This is a genomic window from Denitromonas iodatirespirans (assembly GCF_018524365.1).
Classification (GTDB): Bacteria; Pseudomonadota; Gammaproteobacteria; order Burkholderiales; family Rhodocyclaceae; genus Nitrogeniibacter; species Nitrogeniibacter iodatirespirans.
This window is the reverse complement of record NZ_JAEKFT010000003.1, coordinates 1-13,925: the sequence shown is the minus strand read 5'-3', so window position 1 is coordinate 13,925 and position 13,925 is coordinate 1. Positions and strand designations below refer to the sequence as shown.

At 66.3% G+C, this 13,925-nt stretch carries 14 protein-coding genes; 6 read left to right on the top strand and 8 right to left on the bottom strand.

From position 1 onward, the window contains the following. Window positions 1-44: 44 nt before the first annotated feature. The 4 genes from I8J34_RS03000 to I8J34_RS02985 all read left to right on the top strand — a co-directional run bounded on the left by I8J34_RS03000 (window position 45) and on the right by I8J34_RS02985 (window position 5,223). Window positions 45-851 (top strand): inositol monophosphatase family protein, encoded by an 807-nt coding sequence (locus I8J34_RS03000; protein WP_214359895.1) that lies wholly within the window; start codon window positions 45-47, stop codon window positions 849-851. 14 nt (window positions 852-865) lie between these two features. Next, a complete protein-coding gene (gene mutS, locus I8J34_RS02995) occupies window positions 866-3,445 on the top strand; it encodes a DNA mismatch repair protein MutS (protein ID WP_230411686.1) in 2,580 nt (859 codons plus the stop codon). Between the two features lie 2 nt (window positions 3,446-3,447). After that, window positions 3,448-4,389, top strand: coding sequence for a metallophosphoesterase family protein (locus tag I8J34_RS02990; protein WP_214359894.1), 942 nt, complete (start codon window positions 3,448-3,450; stop codon window positions 4,387-4,389). Between the two features lie 81 nt (window positions 4,390-4,470). Then, window positions 4,471-5,223 carry a fused MFS/spermidine synthase gene (locus I8J34_RS02985; protein ID WP_214359893.1) on the top strand — a complete coding sequence of 251 codons (753 nt, stop codon included), beginning with the start codon at window positions 4,471-4,473 and terminating at the stop codon, window positions 5,221-5,223. Window positions 5,224-5,232: 9 nt separating this feature from the next. On the opposite strand, the gene dnaQ is transcribed toward I8J34_RS02985, so the two are convergent. From dnaQ to I8J34_RS02970, 3 genes are read right to left on the bottom strand one after another with little or no spacing between them, the layout of a single operon-like run. After that, window positions 5,233-5,955, bottom strand: a complete 723-nt coding sequence (gene dnaQ, locus I8J34_RS02980; protein WP_214359892.1) for a DNA polymerase III subunit epsilon — start codon at window positions 5,953-5,955, stop codon at window positions 5,233-5,235. Window positions 5,956-5,966: 11 nt separating this feature from the next. Continuing rightward, window positions 5,967-6,413 carry a ribonuclease HI gene (gene rnhA / locus I8J34_RS02975; protein WP_214359891.1) on the bottom strand — a complete coding sequence of 149 codons (447 nt, stop codon included), beginning with the start codon at window positions 6,411-6,413 and terminating at the stop codon, window positions 5,967-5,969. Next, window positions 6,403-7,182, bottom strand: coding sequence for a class I SAM-dependent methyltransferase (locus I8J34_RS02970; protein ID WP_230411685.1), 780 nt, complete (start codon window positions 7,180-7,182; stop codon window positions 6,403-6,405). Before I8J34_RS02970 ends, rnhA begins: the two co-directional genes overlap by 11 nt. Between I8J34_RS02970 and gloB the strand changes: the two genes are divergently transcribed. Next, window positions 7,181-7,939: a hydroxyacylglutathione hydrolase gene (gene gloB, locus I8J34_RS02965; RefSeq protein WP_214359890.1), complete on the top strand. Its 759-nt coding sequence runs from the start codon at window positions 7,181-7,183 to the stop codon at window positions 7,937-7,939. The two genes, I8J34_RS02970 and gloB, sit on opposite strands and share 2 nt — an antisense overlap. Before the next feature lie 24 nt (window positions 7,940-7,963). On the opposite strand, the gene I8J34_RS02960 is transcribed toward gloB, so the two are convergent. Further along, entirely contained in the window at window positions 7,964-8,932 is a 969-nt protein-coding gene (locus tag I8J34_RS02960; protein ID WP_214359889.1) for a GGDEF domain-containing response regulator, read from the bottom strand. A 180-nt stretch (window positions 8,933-9,112) separates the two neighbouring features. Here I8J34_RS02960 and I8J34_RS02955 point away from each other — a divergent pair, with 180 nt between their 5' ends. Next, window positions 9,113-10,330, top strand: a complete 1,218-nt coding sequence (locus tag I8J34_RS02955; RefSeq protein WP_230411684.1) for a transglycosylase SLT domain-containing protein — start codon at window positions 9,113-9,115, stop codon at window positions 10,328-10,330. 6 nt (window positions 10,331-10,336) lie between these two features. Here I8J34_RS02955 and I8J34_RS02950 read toward each other — a convergent pair whose 3' ends face one another. The 4 genes from I8J34_RS02950 to I8J34_RS02935 form a co-directional block, all read right to left on the bottom strand. Then, window positions 10,337-12,400: an ABC transporter ATP-binding protein gene (locus tag I8J34_RS02950; RefSeq protein WP_214359887.1), complete on the bottom strand. Its 2,064-nt coding sequence runs from the start codon at window positions 12,398-12,400 to the stop codon at window positions 10,337-10,339. A gap of 129 nt (window positions 12,401-12,529) precedes the next feature. Then, a complete protein-coding gene (locus I8J34_RS02945) occupies window positions 12,530-13,009 on the bottom strand; it encodes an FKBP-type peptidyl-prolyl cis-trans isomerase (protein WP_214359886.1) in 480 nt (159 codons plus the stop codon). Then, entirely contained in the window at window positions 12,975-13,487 is a 513-nt protein-coding gene (locus tag I8J34_RS02940; RefSeq protein ID WP_214360128.1) for a peroxiredoxin, read from the bottom strand. Before I8J34_RS02940 ends, I8J34_RS02945 begins: the two co-directional genes overlap by 35 nt. Before the next feature lie 148 nt (window positions 13,488-13,635). Continuing rightward, window positions 13,636-13,925 (bottom strand): hypothetical protein (locus I8J34_RS02935; protein ID WP_214360147.1); only part of this gene is annotated, 290 nt, incomplete at its 5' end.

Below are 13,925 nucleotides of genomic sequence, written 5' to 3'. Positions count from 1 at the left end.
TTTCAATTTTTGCGAACGGGCAACTGCCTGTTCAACGGACCGCAATGCATCCCACCCTCACCATCGCCGTCAAGGCCGCTCGCCGCGCAGGCACGACCATCAACCGCGCTGCCAGCGACATCGATCGCATTCGTATCGAGACCAAAGCCGCCAACGATTTCGTGACCGAGGTCGATCGCGCGGCCGAAGCGGCCATCATCGAAGTGCTGCTCGACGCCTACCCGGGGCATGGGATCTTAGCAGAAGAATCCGGCCAGACCGCCGGCAATCCGGACAGCGAATACCAGTGGATCATCGACCCGCTCGATGGCACCACCAACTTCATCCACGGCTTTCCACAGTACGCCATCTCCATCGCGCTGGCGCGCGAGGGCGTCGTCGAGCAAGGCGTGATCTACGACCCGGTGCGCAACGAACTATTCACCGCCTCCAAGGGCCGCGGTGCCTACCTCAACGAGCGCCGCATCCGCGTCTCGCGCCGCACCAAGCTGGCCGACTCGCTGATCGCCACCGGCTTCCCCTTCCGCCAGTTCGACAATGTTGACGCTTATCTCGCCATGTTCCGCGAGCTGTGCCAGAAAACCGCCGGCATCCGCCGCCCTGGCGCCGCTTCGCTCGATCTGGCCTATGTCGCTGCCGGCCGCGCCGACGGCTTCTGGGAAATGGGCTTGTCGATCTGGGACATCGCCGCGGGCGCCCTGATGGTGCAAGAGGCCGGCGGCCTGATCAGCGACCTGTCGGGCGAATCGGACTACCTCAGCACCGGCAACGTGGTGGCGGCCACGCCCAAGGTCTTCGTCCAGCTGCTGCCCATCATCCAGGCCCATCGCCCCGCCGGCATGCCCGCCTGAGGGTGTTAGCGCCCATGAGTCAGACCGCGCTCCGCTCGGCGGAGGGGCACACCCCCATGATGCAGCAGTACCTTGCGCTAAAAGCGCAGTACCCGGCACTGCTGCTGTTCTACCGCATGGGCGACTTCTACGAGCTGTTCTTCGAAGACGCCGAAAAAGCCGCCCGCCTGCTCGACATCACGCTCACCACGCGCGGCAAGTCGGCCGGCGAGCCGATCAAGATGGCCGGCGTGCCCTTCCATGCCGTCGAGCAGTACCTGGCGCGGCTGGTGAAGATGGGCGAATCGGTCGTCATTGCCGAGCAGGTGGGCGACCCGGCCACCAGCAAGGGGCCGGTCGAGCGTGCGGTGGCGCGCATCGTCACCCCCGGCACGGTCACCGACGCGGCCTTGATGGACGACCGGCGCGACGCCCTGTTGCTGTGCGCGCATGTGCATCGCGGCACGCTCGGCCTGGCCTGGCTGAATCTCGCCAACGGTGATCTGCGCCTGCTCGAATGCGCCCCCGAACAACTGCAAACCCAGTTCGAGCGCCTGCGCCCGGCCGAAGTGCTGGTCTCCGACGCCCTGCGCCTGCCGCTGATCGAATCGCTCGCCCCGGCGCTGCAGAAAATGCCGGACTGGCAGTTCGACGGCGCCAACGGCGTGCGCCTGCTCACCGCCCATCTGGGCACCCGCGACCTCTCCGGCTATGGCGCCGACGACCTGTCGGTCGCGCTGGCCGCGGCAGCGGCGCTGTATGAATACGCCAGCGGCACCCAGCAGCAAAGCCTGCGCCATGTCACCGGCATCCGCGTCGAGCATGAGTCCGAATACATCCGCCTCGACGCCGCCACCCGGCGCAACCTCGAGCTGACCGAGACCCTGCGCGGCGAGGCTTCGCCCACGCTGCTGTCCTGCCTCGACACCTGCGTCACCAGCATGGGCTCGCGCTGGCTGCGCCACGCCATCCATCATCCGCTGCGCGACCGCGCCGCCGTCACCGCGCGCCATGCCGCGGTGGCCGAACTGCTCGGCGATGCCGGCAGCGGCCCCGGCGCCGACGTACGCAGTGCGCTCAAGGGTATGGCCGACGTCGAGCGCATCACCGCGCGCATCGCCCTGCGCTCGGCCCGCCCGCGCGACCTGTCCTCGTTGCGCGACACCCTCGCCCGCCTGCCGGCGCTATGCACCGCGCTCACCGACATCGAAGCGCCGATGCTGGCCGCGCTGGCCGGGCAACTGACGCCACCGGCCGAGGCCACCGAGCTGCTGCTCCGCGCCATCGCGCCCGAGCCGTCCACCGCGCTGCGCGACGGCGGCGTGATCGCCGACGGCTACGATGCCGATCTCGACGAGCTGCGCGGCATCCAGACCAACTGCGGGCAGTTCCTGATGGACCTGGAAGTGCGCGAGCGCGAGCGCACCGGCATCGCCACGCTCAAGGTCGAATACAACCGGGTGCATGGCTTCTACATCGAAGTCGGCCGGGTGCACGGCGACAAGGTGCCGGACGACTACCGCCGCCGCCAGACGCTGAAGAACGCCGAACGCTACATCACCCCCGAACTCAAGGCCTTCGAAGACAAAGCCTTGTCCGCGCAGGACCGCGCCCTGTCGCGCGAGAAGGCGCTGTACGAGGCCGTGCTCGACGCGCTGGCCGCGCACATCCCGGCCCTGCAGCAGGTTGCCCGCGCCATCGCCACGCTCGACGCGTTGGCCGCGCTGGCCGAATCGGCGCGCCGTTACGACTACTGCTGCCCGGTGCTCTCCGACCAGCCCGGCCTGGAGCTGACCGACAGCCGCCATCCGGTGGTCGAGCGCCAGGTGGAAGCCTTCATCGCCAACCGCTGCACGCTGTCGCCGACACGTCGCATGCTGCTGATCACCGGCCCCAACATGGGCGGCAAATCGACCTTCATGCGCCAAGTGGCGCTGATCACGCTGATGGCGCATATCGGCAGCTTCGTACCGGCGCAGCACGCCCGCATTGGCCCGATCGACGCCATCTTCACCCGCATCGGCGCCTCCGACGACCTCGCCTCGGGCCGTTCGACCTTCATGGTCGAGATGACCGAAGCGGCCGCCATCCTGCATGGCGCCACCGAGCACAGCCTGGTGCTGATGGACGAGATCGGCCGCGGCACCTCGACCTTCGACGGCCTCGCGCTGGCCTTTGCCATCGCTCGCCAGCTGCTCGAAAAGAACCGCAGCCTGACGCTCTTCGCCACGCACTACTTCGAACTCACCCGCCTCAACGGCGATTACCCCGAATGTGCCAACGTGCATCTGGACGCGGTCGAGCATGGCCACCGCATCGTCTTCATGCATGCGGTCGAAGACGGCCCCGCGAGCCAGAGCTACGGGATCGAAGTGGCCGCGCTGGCCGGCATTCCGCCCGCCGTGGTGCGCGATGCCCGGCGCCGACTGCGCGTGCTGGAGAACCAGTCGGTCGGCAGCAGCGAGCAGCCCGACCTGTTCGCCGCCCTGCCCGCCGACGAGCCCGAGGCGCCATCGCATCCGGCCATCGGCGCGCTGGCCAGCCTCGACCCGGATGCGCTCAGCCCGCGCGAAGCCCTCGAACAGCTCTACGCGCTCAAACGCCTGGTGAGTTGAGCATGCGTCGCGGCTTGTTTGCCTTGCTGCTTGCCGCCAGCATGTCGGTCGCCACGGCGGCCGACTGGCATTTTTCGATCATCGGCGACACGCCCTACACCGACGCCGAGCGCAAGCTGCTGCCCGCCATGCTGGCGCAAATCGCCCAGCGTCAGCCGGCCTTCATCATTCACGCCGGCGACATCAAGAGCGGCGGCCAGCGCTGCGACGATGCGATGTACCACGACCGCCGCGCGCTCTTCGACGCCGTCGCGGCACCGCTGATCTACACCCCCGGCGACAACGAGTGGACCGACTGCCACCGCACCAGCAACGGCGGCTACGCGCCGGTCGAGCGCCTCGACTTCCTGCGCCATGTGTTCTTCGCGCAGCCGCGCTCGCTCGGCACGCCGAGCATGGCGGTCGAACGGCAGAGCGATGCCACCCCCGCCGCGCCCTACCCCGAGAACCTGCGCTGGGCACGCGACGGTGTGGTGTTCGCCACGCTCAACGTGACCGGCAGCAACAACAATTTTGGCAAGGCCGACGCGCCGAGCCACGAGTACCGGCAGCGCCATGCCGCCAATCTGGCCTGGATGGCGGATGCGTTTGCCCGCACCAAGGCCAGCGGCGCCCGCCTGATCGTGCTCGCCATGCAGGGCGACCCGCACTTCAAGGTTTACGCCGCCGGCAAGCCGACGCCCGGTTTCGCCGACTTTCTCGACCGCCTGCGCGCGCATGTCCTGGCCACCGACCGGCCGGTGATCCTGATCCACGGCGACAGCCACAATCACAAGATCGACCACCCGCTCAAGGACGCGCAGGGCCGCGTCATCGACCGCTTCACCCGCATCGAAACCTATGGCGCGCCCTTCATGGGCTGGGTCGAGGTGCGCCTTGCCGACGACACCGGCGCGGCTCAGATCAGCGCCCATCCCTGGGCCCCTTCGTCGCCAGCGCCATGAGTCGGGCGCGCCATCAACACCTGCCATCCCCGCGTGACGCCATCGACGCGCCGCGCATTCTCCGGACCGGATTCTGACCCCATGGAAAACCCCATCGACATCCGCGAAGAAGCGGGCGTGCGCTTTCTGCACTTCGGCACCGACTGGGTGCAAGGCGCGATGCGCCTGCGCACGCCACACGCCCTGGAGTTGCCCTACACCCGCGAGATGATGGCCGGCCTGCTGATGCGCGATGCGCCCTGGCCGCGCCGAGTGCTGTCGATCGGGCTGGGCGCCGGCTCGCTGGCCAAGTTCATCCACCGCCAGTTACCCGAGGCGGTACATACCGTCGTGGAGATCGAACCGCGCGTGCTGGCCATCGCCCGGCAGTACTTCCGCTTTCCGGCCGACGACGCGCGCCTGCAGGTGCATCTGGCCGACGGGCTGGATTTCATGGCGCAAACCGATGAGCGCTGGGATCTGATCCTGCTCGACGCCTATGACCATGACGTGCGCCCCGGCCCGCTGAACTCGATCGAGTTCTACCGCTGCCTGCGCGAGCACCTGACCGACGACGGACTGCTGTCGGCCAACCTGTTCAACCGCGGGCGGCGCTACGAGGGTACGGTGGCGCGGCTGGAATACGCCTTCGACCAGCGTTTGCTGGCCTTCGCCTCGGCCGACCACGGCAACATGATCGCCTTCGGCGCGGTCGGCGATGCCATCGATCACGATGGCGCCGAGTTGCGCGAGCGCGCGGCCGCCGTGCAAGCGGCCACGGGGCTGGACCTGCGCCCCACCGTCAACCGGCTGCTCGGTGCCAAGGCTGACGCGGGCGACCGGCTCAGACTGTAGGCCGCCGCCCTATTCCGCGGCCGCCGGCTCGGGCGGCAACCACAGGCAGGCCCCCTTGGTGGCCTTGGCGATGTCCGACAGCACGCTTGCATGCGCCGCCAGTTCCTCGTCGCTGGCGCGCAGCACCTTGAGCGGCGGCCGGTCGGCCAGCGAGGCGGCATGCTCTTCGGTCGTGATCGCGGTCGGCGTCTCGTCGAGCCCGATGATCAGGCTCTCCTGCCCGCGCGTCATGGCCAGGTAGACGTCGGCCAGCAGCTCCGCATCGAGCAAGGCGCCGTGCAGGGTGCGGCGGGCGTTGTCGATGTCGAAGCGCTCGCATAGCGCATCGAGCGTGGCGCGCTTGCCGGGGTTGAGCTCCTTGGCCATCTTCAGGGTATCGATCACCCCGGCGCAGATCCCGGCCAGGCGCGGGCGATCGAGCAATGACAGCTCGTTGTCGAGAAAGCCCACGTCGAAGGTGGCGTTGTGGATGACCAACTCGCCACCGCGCACGAAGTCCTCGAACTCGGCCACGACATCCTTGAACTTCGGCTTGTCGGCCAGGAATTCGTTGGTGATGCCGTGCACCTCGATCGCCCCCGGATCGATCTCCCGGCCGGGGTTGAGATACACATGGTAGTGACGGCCGGTCAGCTTGCGGTTGACCATCTCCACGCAACCGATTTCGATCACCCGGTCGCCATTGCGCCACTCCAGGCCGGTGGTTTCCGTATCCAGCACAATCTGTCGCATCGTGTTTTTCCTTATCGCGCGCGGCGGATCGACTCGACGCCTTGGCGCGCCAGCGCGTCCGCGCGTTCATTCTCGACATGGCCGGCATGGCCCTTGACCCATACCCACTCGACCTGATGGCGGTCCTGCACCGCATCGAGCGCGCGCCACAGGTCTTCGTTCTTGACCGGCGCCTTGGCAGCGGTCTTCCAGCCGCGCGCCTTCCAGCCGTGGATCCACTCCGAGATGCCCTTCTGCACATACTGGCTGTCGGTATGCACCCGCGCCTTCACCGGCCGCTTGAGCGCTTCGAGTGCACGGATCACGGCCAACAACTCCATGCGGTTGTTGGTGGTGTTCGGCTCGCCGCCGAACAAGGTCTTTTCCTGGTCGCCCCAGCGCAGGATCGCGCCCCAGCCGCCGGGGCCGGGGTTGCCGCTGCAGGCACCGTCGGTAAAGATCTCGACATCAGTTGTCATGCTGCTTCCTGTGATGGCGCGCCACGCGCTGGCCCGGCGACGCCACGGGGGCGAGCGTCTTGCGGCGGGCAGCGCGGGTGCGCCAGTTGGGTTGGATCAGACGCATGCCGTGCACCCGTTTGACCGCCTGCAGCAGATACACCCCGCCACACACCGGCCACCAGCGCTCGCCCGCCGCGTCCAAAAAATGAAAGCGCTCGAGCCAGCGTTGCTGCCGCATGGGCGGCGCGTAGCAACCGAAGCCGCCGGCGCGGGTCTCGAAGCTCAAGAGCTGCAGCCAGTCCTTGATCCGCCGTACCGACAGATACTGGCCCTGCCACGGAAAATCGCCCGCCCGGCGCTGCAGCAATCGCCGCGCGCCCCACAGGCTGAACGGGTTGAAGCCGGCAATGATCAGCTGCCCTTCGGGCACCAGAATGCGCTCGACTTCACGCAGCACCTGGTGGGGGTGTTCAGCGAACTCCAGCGCATGGGGCAGCAGCACCAGATCGACGCTGCCGGTCTCGAACGGCAGGGCTTCGGGTTCGGCCAGCACATCGGCGTCACGGCCCTCGCCGGTGAAGTCGCACAGGATCCGGGCCGGAATCCGGTTGTTACGCAAAAAATCGAACTGCGTCAGCCCGACCTGCACCGCGTGGTAGCCGAACAGATCCGCTACCATGGCATCGAACCGGCTGGCCTCCCAGTCCATCACGTAGCGTCCCATCGGCGTGGACAGCCAATGGGCAAGATCGGAGTGATCCGGCGACGACATATCAGGAGACATCATGAGACAGATTGTTCCGCTACCGGCGTTCAAGGATAACTACATCTGGGTCATGCACGATGGTCGCCACGCGCTGGTGGTCGACCCCGGCGACGCGGCGCCGGTGACAGATTTTATCGCGCAACACGGTCTGACGCTGGCCGCCGTGCTGATCACCCATCATCATGCCGACCATATCGGCGGCCTGCGCGCACTGGCGCCGAGTTGCCCGGTCTATGGGCCCGCCCGCGACACGGTCGCCGGCGTCACCCACCCGGTGCGCGAACCCGACCAGATCCGCATCGACGAACTCGGCATCACATTCCGGGTGCTGGATGTGCCGGGGCATACCCGCGAACACATCGCCTACCTGGCGCCGGGCATCCTGTTCTGCGGCGACACCTTGTTCAGCGCCGGCTGTGGCCGCATTTTCGACGGCACGCCCGAAGAGCTCTTCCGCTCGCTCAACACCCTGGCCGCCCTGCCCGACGACACGCAAGTGTACTGCACCCATGAGTACACCTTGGCCAATCTCGCCTTTGCGCAGGCGGCGGAGCCGGACAACCCGGCGCGCGATCGGTGGCGCGACGAATGCGCGGAGCGTCGCCGGCGCGGTCAGCCGACCTTGCCGAGCACCATCGGCCGAGAAAAGGCGGTCAATCCGTTCCTGCGCCCCCAAAGCGCATCGGTCAGCGCCACGCTCGCCGAGCGCCTCGACCAGCCACCGGCCGACGCACTGGCCGCGTTCACCGCGTTGCGCGCCTGGAAAAACAACTTCTGACACGCGCCGCGGCCGCGACTCGACTCACTCGATGGCGGCACCTTCGGGCTGGTCCGCCAGCGCCACCCGATTGCGCCCCGACTTCTTGGCCTGGTAGAGCGCGCGGTCGGCCGCTTCCATCATGCTGGCCACCGAGCCGGTGTCTTCGGGCGCCGGATAGACCGTCGCCACACCGGCACTCAAGGTGACGTAGTCGGCGACCTGCGACGATTCGTGCGGCAGTTCGAGCGAGGCGAGCGCATGACGCATCGCCTCGGCAACGCGCCGCGCGCCCACCGAGTTGGTCTCCGGCAGCATCACCACGAACTCTTCGCCGCCAAAGCGGGCGACCAGGTCGGCCGGGCGTTTCAGCTCGCTTTCCAGGCACTTGGCCACGGCCTTGAGGCATTCGTCGCCGGCCTGGTGACCATAACGATCGTTGTACTGCTTGAAGAAGTCGACATCGAGCATCAGCACCGACAACGGCAGCCGGTTGCGGCGGGCGCGCTGCCACTCGCGGGCGATCGACTCGTCGAAGCAGCGGCGATTGGCAATGCCGGTCAGGCCATCGACCGAGGTCAGGCGCCGCAGTTCGCGGTTGGCATCATCCAGGCGCCGCGTCAGCACCAGCAGCGAAAGCCGCATCTGCGCCAGACGCTGCATGGCCCGCACCTTGGCGGCCAGGACGATTTCCGACACCGGCTTGACCAGGTAGTCGTCGCCGCCGACTTCGATCCCGTATTCCAGATCCTTGTCGCTGGTGCGCGCCGTCAGAAAGATGATGGGTGTCCAGTCACCATCCTTTTCCAGTTGGCGAATCCGTCGCGCAACCTCGAATCCGTCAAGGCCGGGCATGATGACATCGAGCAAGATCAGATCCGGACGGGACTGCTTGAACATCTCAAGCCCCGCCTCACCGCTGCGCGCATGGACCGTCTGCAGTCCGAGCTTGGCAAGCTGCGCGGACACGATGGTGGCACTGGTGACAGTGTCTTCGATGAGAAGAACTTTCATGGAAAAGACCGGGCCGGAGATGCGGGTATTATTGCATCGATTCCTACAACCAAAGTGGCAATATCACGCAAAAAACGCCGGTTTCTCGTCGTTTGACGCACTTGCACCACGATCACTAGAATGCGGGGCCTCTTCGCCCCCCGGAACCCGATGACCGGCCTCCCCCGTCTTGCCCTTGTCATGGCTCTGCTGTGCCCGCCGCTATGGGCCCAGTCGCTGGCGCCAGCGACGTCCTCCGGGCAGGGGCTGACCGTCACCCGCCCGCAGGCCATCGACCTGACCGCCGACGATGAGCCGATCATCACTGTCGACCTGACCCACAAAGCGGCCGACCTGTGGGATCGCATCCGGCGCGGCTTCGCCATGCCCGACCTGGACACCGATGAAGTCGCCGCCCAGCAGATCCGCTATCTCAGCCACCCGGCCGCCCTGCGCAACCTGTTCGAACGCAGCTATCGCTACCTCTATCACATCGTCGACGCCTTGGAACGGCGCGGGCTGCCCACCGAGCTGGCCTTGCTGCCGATGGTCGAAAGCGGCTTCGATCCGATGGCCCTGTCGCGCTCGCAGGCCGCCGGCCTGTGGCAGTTCATCCCCTCCACCGGGCGCTACTTCAACCTGCAGCAGAACGAATGGGTCGACGAGCGGCGCGACATTGTCGCCTCCACCGAAGCCGCGCTGGACTACCTCGAACGCATCTACGACATGCATGGCGACTGGCATCTGGCGCTGGCCTCCTACAACTGGGGCGAAGGCGCGGTGGCGAGGGCCCGCAAAAAGAACGAAGCGGCTGGGCTGCCGACCGAGTTTGCCTACCTCAAGTTGCCCGACGAAACCCGGCGCTACGTGCCGAAGCTGCAGGCACTGAAGAACATCATCGCGCGGCCGGAGCTGTTCAACATCGAATTGCCGCACGTGCCCAACCGGCTCTACTTCGAGAGCGTGGAAAGCCCGCCGGGGATCGATCTAGCGATGGCCGCCTCCTTCGCCCAGATGCCGCTGGCCGAGCTGATCGCCCTCAACCCGGCCTTTCGCCGACCGGTCATTCCGGAAGGCCGGCAGCGCCTGAACCTGCCCGCCGACCGCGTCGCCGCCTTCGAAGCCAAGCTGGCCGGCGCCAGCCCGCGCTGGCAAACCTACCGCCCGGCCGCCTCGGAGAAACTGGAAAGCATTGCCGGCAAATTCGGCCTGACCGTCACCGAGCTGCTCCAGGTCAACGGGCTGACCTCGCCCTACAACCTCAAGCCCGGCACCGTGCTGCTGGTGCCGGCCGGTGCCGACGTGCAATCGGTGATGCCGCTGACCAACCTGATCCCCGACCTGCCCTCGGCCAAGGAAATCCGCATGCAGCCGCCGCGCAAAAAGACCACGCGCAGCAAGAAGAAGCGGCGGCGCTGACCGGCCTCACCGAACGCCGTGGCTCAACGGGTGGAAGCAGCGCACGAAGCTTCCATCGGCGTGGGTCGTCTCATCCGGATACTGTTCCCGGCACCGCGCATCGGCGCGGGGGCAACGCGGGTGAAAGTGACAGCCCGAGGGGGGATTGAGCGGCGACGGCAGCGGAATCTCCGCCTGCGGCTCATGATCGGCACCAGCTGCCCGCACGGACGGCGGCGTCGCCTTCGACGCCTCCGGATCGATCGTCAGCACGGCCTCGAGCAAGGCCGCGGTATAGGGATGGCGCGGCCGGCTCAAGACCTGTTCGCGAGCGCCCTGCTCGACGATCCGCCCGAGATACATCACTGCCACCTCGTCGGCCAGATAGTCGACCACCGCAATGTTGTGGGTGATGAACAGGTAGGCGATCCCCTCGCTGCGTTGGACATCGCGCATCAGGTTCAGGATTTGCGCCTGGACCGACACATCAAGCGCGCTGGTCGGCTCGTCACAGACGATCACCTTCGGCGACACCGCCAACGCCCGCGCCAAAGCCACCCGCTGGCGCTGCCCGCCGGAGAAGGCATGCGGGTAGCGATCGCGCATCGCCGGATCGAGGCCGACACGATTCAGCAAAGCGTCGATGCGCTCGGACCGCGCGCGCAGGTCTCCGCCAATTTTGAGCGCCGCCATGCCTTCGTCGAGGATCTCGCCAACGCGCATCCTAGGATTGAGCGAAGCGAACGGATCCTGAAACACCATCTGCACCTGGCGTCGCAACTCGCGCAAAGCCCGTCCGTGCCGGCCCACCTGCTCCACCCCCGCCAGGCGTACCGACCCGCCGGTCGGCCGGACCAGCTGCATCAGCGCCTTGCCGGCAGTGGTCTTGCCACAGCCGGACTCACCGACCAGCGCCAGCGTGCGCCCCGGCGTGAGCGACAGCCGGATGCCGTCGACCGCCTTGACGTATCCGCTGACACGCTTCAGCACACCTTTTCGCACCGGAAAATACACCCGCAGATCGGCCACTTCGAGCAAGGGCTCGGCCGCTTCCGGGCGAGCCTCGTCGGCGGCCTTCGGCGTCGCCACCGGCGGCGCAGCCGTTGCCTTTGCCAGAGCTGGATCGTACAAATGGCAGCGCACCTGGCGCCCCTCGACCTCGAACCACGGCGGAATCCGCGTCGCGCAGTGCGGCATCTCGGACGGACAGCGCGGCGCAAAGCGGCAACCGGCAAAGCGTTGATCAAGCCGGGGCACCATGCCGGCCAGCGTCTCCAGCGGCTGCCGACGGCCGGCCGGGGTGGGCAAGGCGGCAAACAATTTGCGCGAATACGGATGCAGTGGTGCGGCAAAGAACGCTTCGCGCGCACCGGTTTCGATCAACTCCCCGGCATACATCACAGCCACCGAATGGGCCATGCGCGCGACCACGCCCAGATCGTGCGTGATCAGCAACATGCCCATCTGCCGCGAGGCCTGAAGCGATGCGAGCAGATCCAGCACCTGCGCCTGCAAGGTGACGTCGAGCGCCGTGGTCGGCTCGTCGGCGATCAGCAGATCCGGATCGCCGGCCAGTGCCATGGCGATCATCGCCCGCTGCTTCATGCCCCCGGAAAACTGGAACGGATATTCGTCGAGACGGCGCTCGGCATCCGGAATCCCCACCGCCGCGAGCAGTCGCGTCGCCTCCGTCCGCGCCTTGGCGCCCGTCAGCCCGCGATGACGCACCAGCACCTCTTCGATCTGGTGGAAGACCGTCATCACCGGGTTCAGGCTGGTCGCCGGTTCCTGGAAGATCATCGCCATGCCACCACCGCGCACCCGGCGCATATCCGCTTCGGGCAGCGCCAGCAGATCGGCGCCGTGATAGCGGACGCGACCGTCGGCGATGCGACCGGCCGTCGGCAGCAAACGCATCAGCGCCAGCGCGGTCATCGATTTCCCGCAGCCGGATTCCCCCAGGAGCGCGAGCGTCTTTCCCGGCGAGATCGACAGGTTCACGGCGTCCACGGGGCGCACCGCCCGCTCCGCGTCGATCTCCACCGTCAGCGTGTCGACGGTCAGCAGTTCAGTACGTTCGGCAGAGGTCATAGATGGCCAGAAAAGTCATCAGGAATCGCATGCGGCCGAGCGGCCGGGAATTCGGAATCTACTGCGAATGGCGCGGAAATCAAAACGGGCCGCAAACTGGCGGCCCGTTCGATGGGATCCTGGCGCAGATCAGTGGTGGTGACCACCGTCGCCATGGACATGCCCGTGCGAGACTTCTTCCTGGGTGGCAGCGCGCACGTCGGCAATCGTAATGTCGAACAACAGCGCAACGCCGGCCAGCGGGTGGTTGCCATCGACCACCACCTTGCCTTCGGCAATATCGGTGATGCGGTACAGCACCTCGTCCTCGCCGTCTTCGGTGACCCGCTCGAAGCTCATGCCCACTTCGATGTTGTCGGGAAACAGAGTGCGGTCTTCGACCATCACCATGCTTTCATCGTACTCACCGAAAGCATCGTCGGGCTGCAGCTTCATTTTCAGATTGTCGCCAATGCCCTTGCCCTGCAGGGCTTCTTCGATCGGCGAGAAGATGCCGTCGTAACCCCCGTGCAGGTACACCAGCGGATGCTGCCCGTCATCGACCACATTACCGTCCGGATCGTGGACGGTGTATTTAAGCGTTACGACGGTGTTTTTTGCGATTTGCATTGGCTTTTTCCGGTTCAAGTTCCCTGACAAGGGAGAGCACTTCGGCCACGTGTCCACGCGGCGTGACGTCATACAAGGCGTGCCGAATCTGGCCATCCTTGTCGATAATGAAAGTCGAACGTAACACACCCATCCGTTTCACGCCATCGACGATCTTTTCGCGCCACACACCGTACAGTTTGCAGACTTCGGCCTCGGTATCGGCCAACAGGCGAATCGACAAGCCATGCTCGTCACGAAACTCGGCATGGGTCAGGCAATCGTCGGGGCTGACCCCGATGACGATGCAGTCCAGGCGGTTGAAGGCATCTTCATGGTCGCTGAAATCCGCGGCCTGAAGCGTACAACTGGGGGTGTTGTCCCGGGGATAGAAAAACAGAACGACATGGCGGTTTCCGCGGACGGACGCCATGTCGAAGTTTTCCATGTCGGCATCCGGCAACGAGAATAGAGGCGCGGTATCTGCGCTGCGCAACATAGGCTCACCTTCAAGTGCAAACGATACGATCCTGCTTGAGGCGCGAACTCTACTTGTGGCTGAACTATTCGGCAACAGCATTGTGAGCCCCCTTTTTTGTCGATCGAACGAAGCGTTATTGAACGAATAGACCATCGTCCGGCAGGCCTCAAGTTTCGACGGGGATTTTCCGCTGTGCGTGCAACACGACCGTGAAGAAGGTCGCAGGGCGTGGTGAACGTCGAACGCGCCGCAGGACGAAGCCACCGGGCGCAGCATCGGTGCCATGGGGGGCGTTCGCAACCGGATGCGGGAGGATGTCGGAGGGGCGAATCGGGATAGGGGCGGTCAGGTATTCTGACCGATCCCCTCCCACACCACCCGGCATGCGGGTCCGCACCGGGCGGTTCGAGCAGTTGAGGTCATGAGAGCCGAGGTACGCCGAGCCGGTCGAAGTAG

Coding starts and splice junctions, on each gene's coding strand:
- I8J34_RS02940 (WP_214360128.1), bottom strand. CDS start 13,487: ATGTTGCGCAGCGCAGATACCGCGCCTCTATTCTCGTTGCCGGATGCC.
- dnaQ (WP_214359892.1), bottom strand. CDS start 5,955: ATGCGACAGATTGTGCTGGATACGGAAACCACCGGCCTGGAGTGGCGC.
- I8J34_RS02945 (WP_214359886.1), bottom strand. CDS start 13,009: ATGCAAATCGCAAAAAACACCGTCGTAACGCTTAAATACACCGTCCAC.
- I8J34_RS02955 (WP_230411684.1), top strand. CDS start 9,113: ATGGCTCTGCTGTGCCCGCCGCTATGGGCCCAGTCGCTGGCGCCAGCG.
- rnhA (WP_214359891.1), bottom strand. CDS start 6,413: ATGACAACTGATGTCGAGATCTTTACCGACGGTGCCTGCAGCGGCAAC.
- I8J34_RS02960 (WP_214359889.1), bottom strand. CDS start 8,932: ATGAAAGTTCTTCTCATCGAAGACACTGTCACCAGTGCCACCATCGTG.
- gloB (WP_214359890.1), top strand. CDS start 7,181: ATGAGACAGATTGTTCCGCTACCGGCGTTCAAGGATAACTACATCTGG.
- mutS (WP_230411686.1), top strand. CDS start 866: ATGAGTCAGACCGCGCTCCGCTCGGCGGAGGGGCACACCCCCATGATG.
- I8J34_RS02950 (WP_214359887.1), bottom strand. CDS start 12,400: ATGACCTCTGCCGAACGTACTGAACTGCTGACCGTCGACACGCTGACG.
- I8J34_RS02985 (WP_214359893.1), top strand. CDS start 4,471: ATGGAAAACCCCATCGACATCCGCGAAGAAGCGGGCGTGCGCTTTCTG.
- I8J34_RS03000 (WP_214359895.1), top strand. CDS start 45: ATGCATCCCACCCTCACCATCGCCGTCAAGGCCGCTCGCCGCGCAGGC.
- I8J34_RS02970 (WP_230411685.1), bottom strand. CDS start 7,182: ATGATGTCTCCTGATATGTCGTCGCCGGATCACTCCGATCTTGCCCAT.
- I8J34_RS02990 (WP_214359894.1), top strand. CDS start 3,448: ATGCGTCGCGGCTTGTTTGCCTTGCTGCTTGCCGCCAGCATGTCGGTC.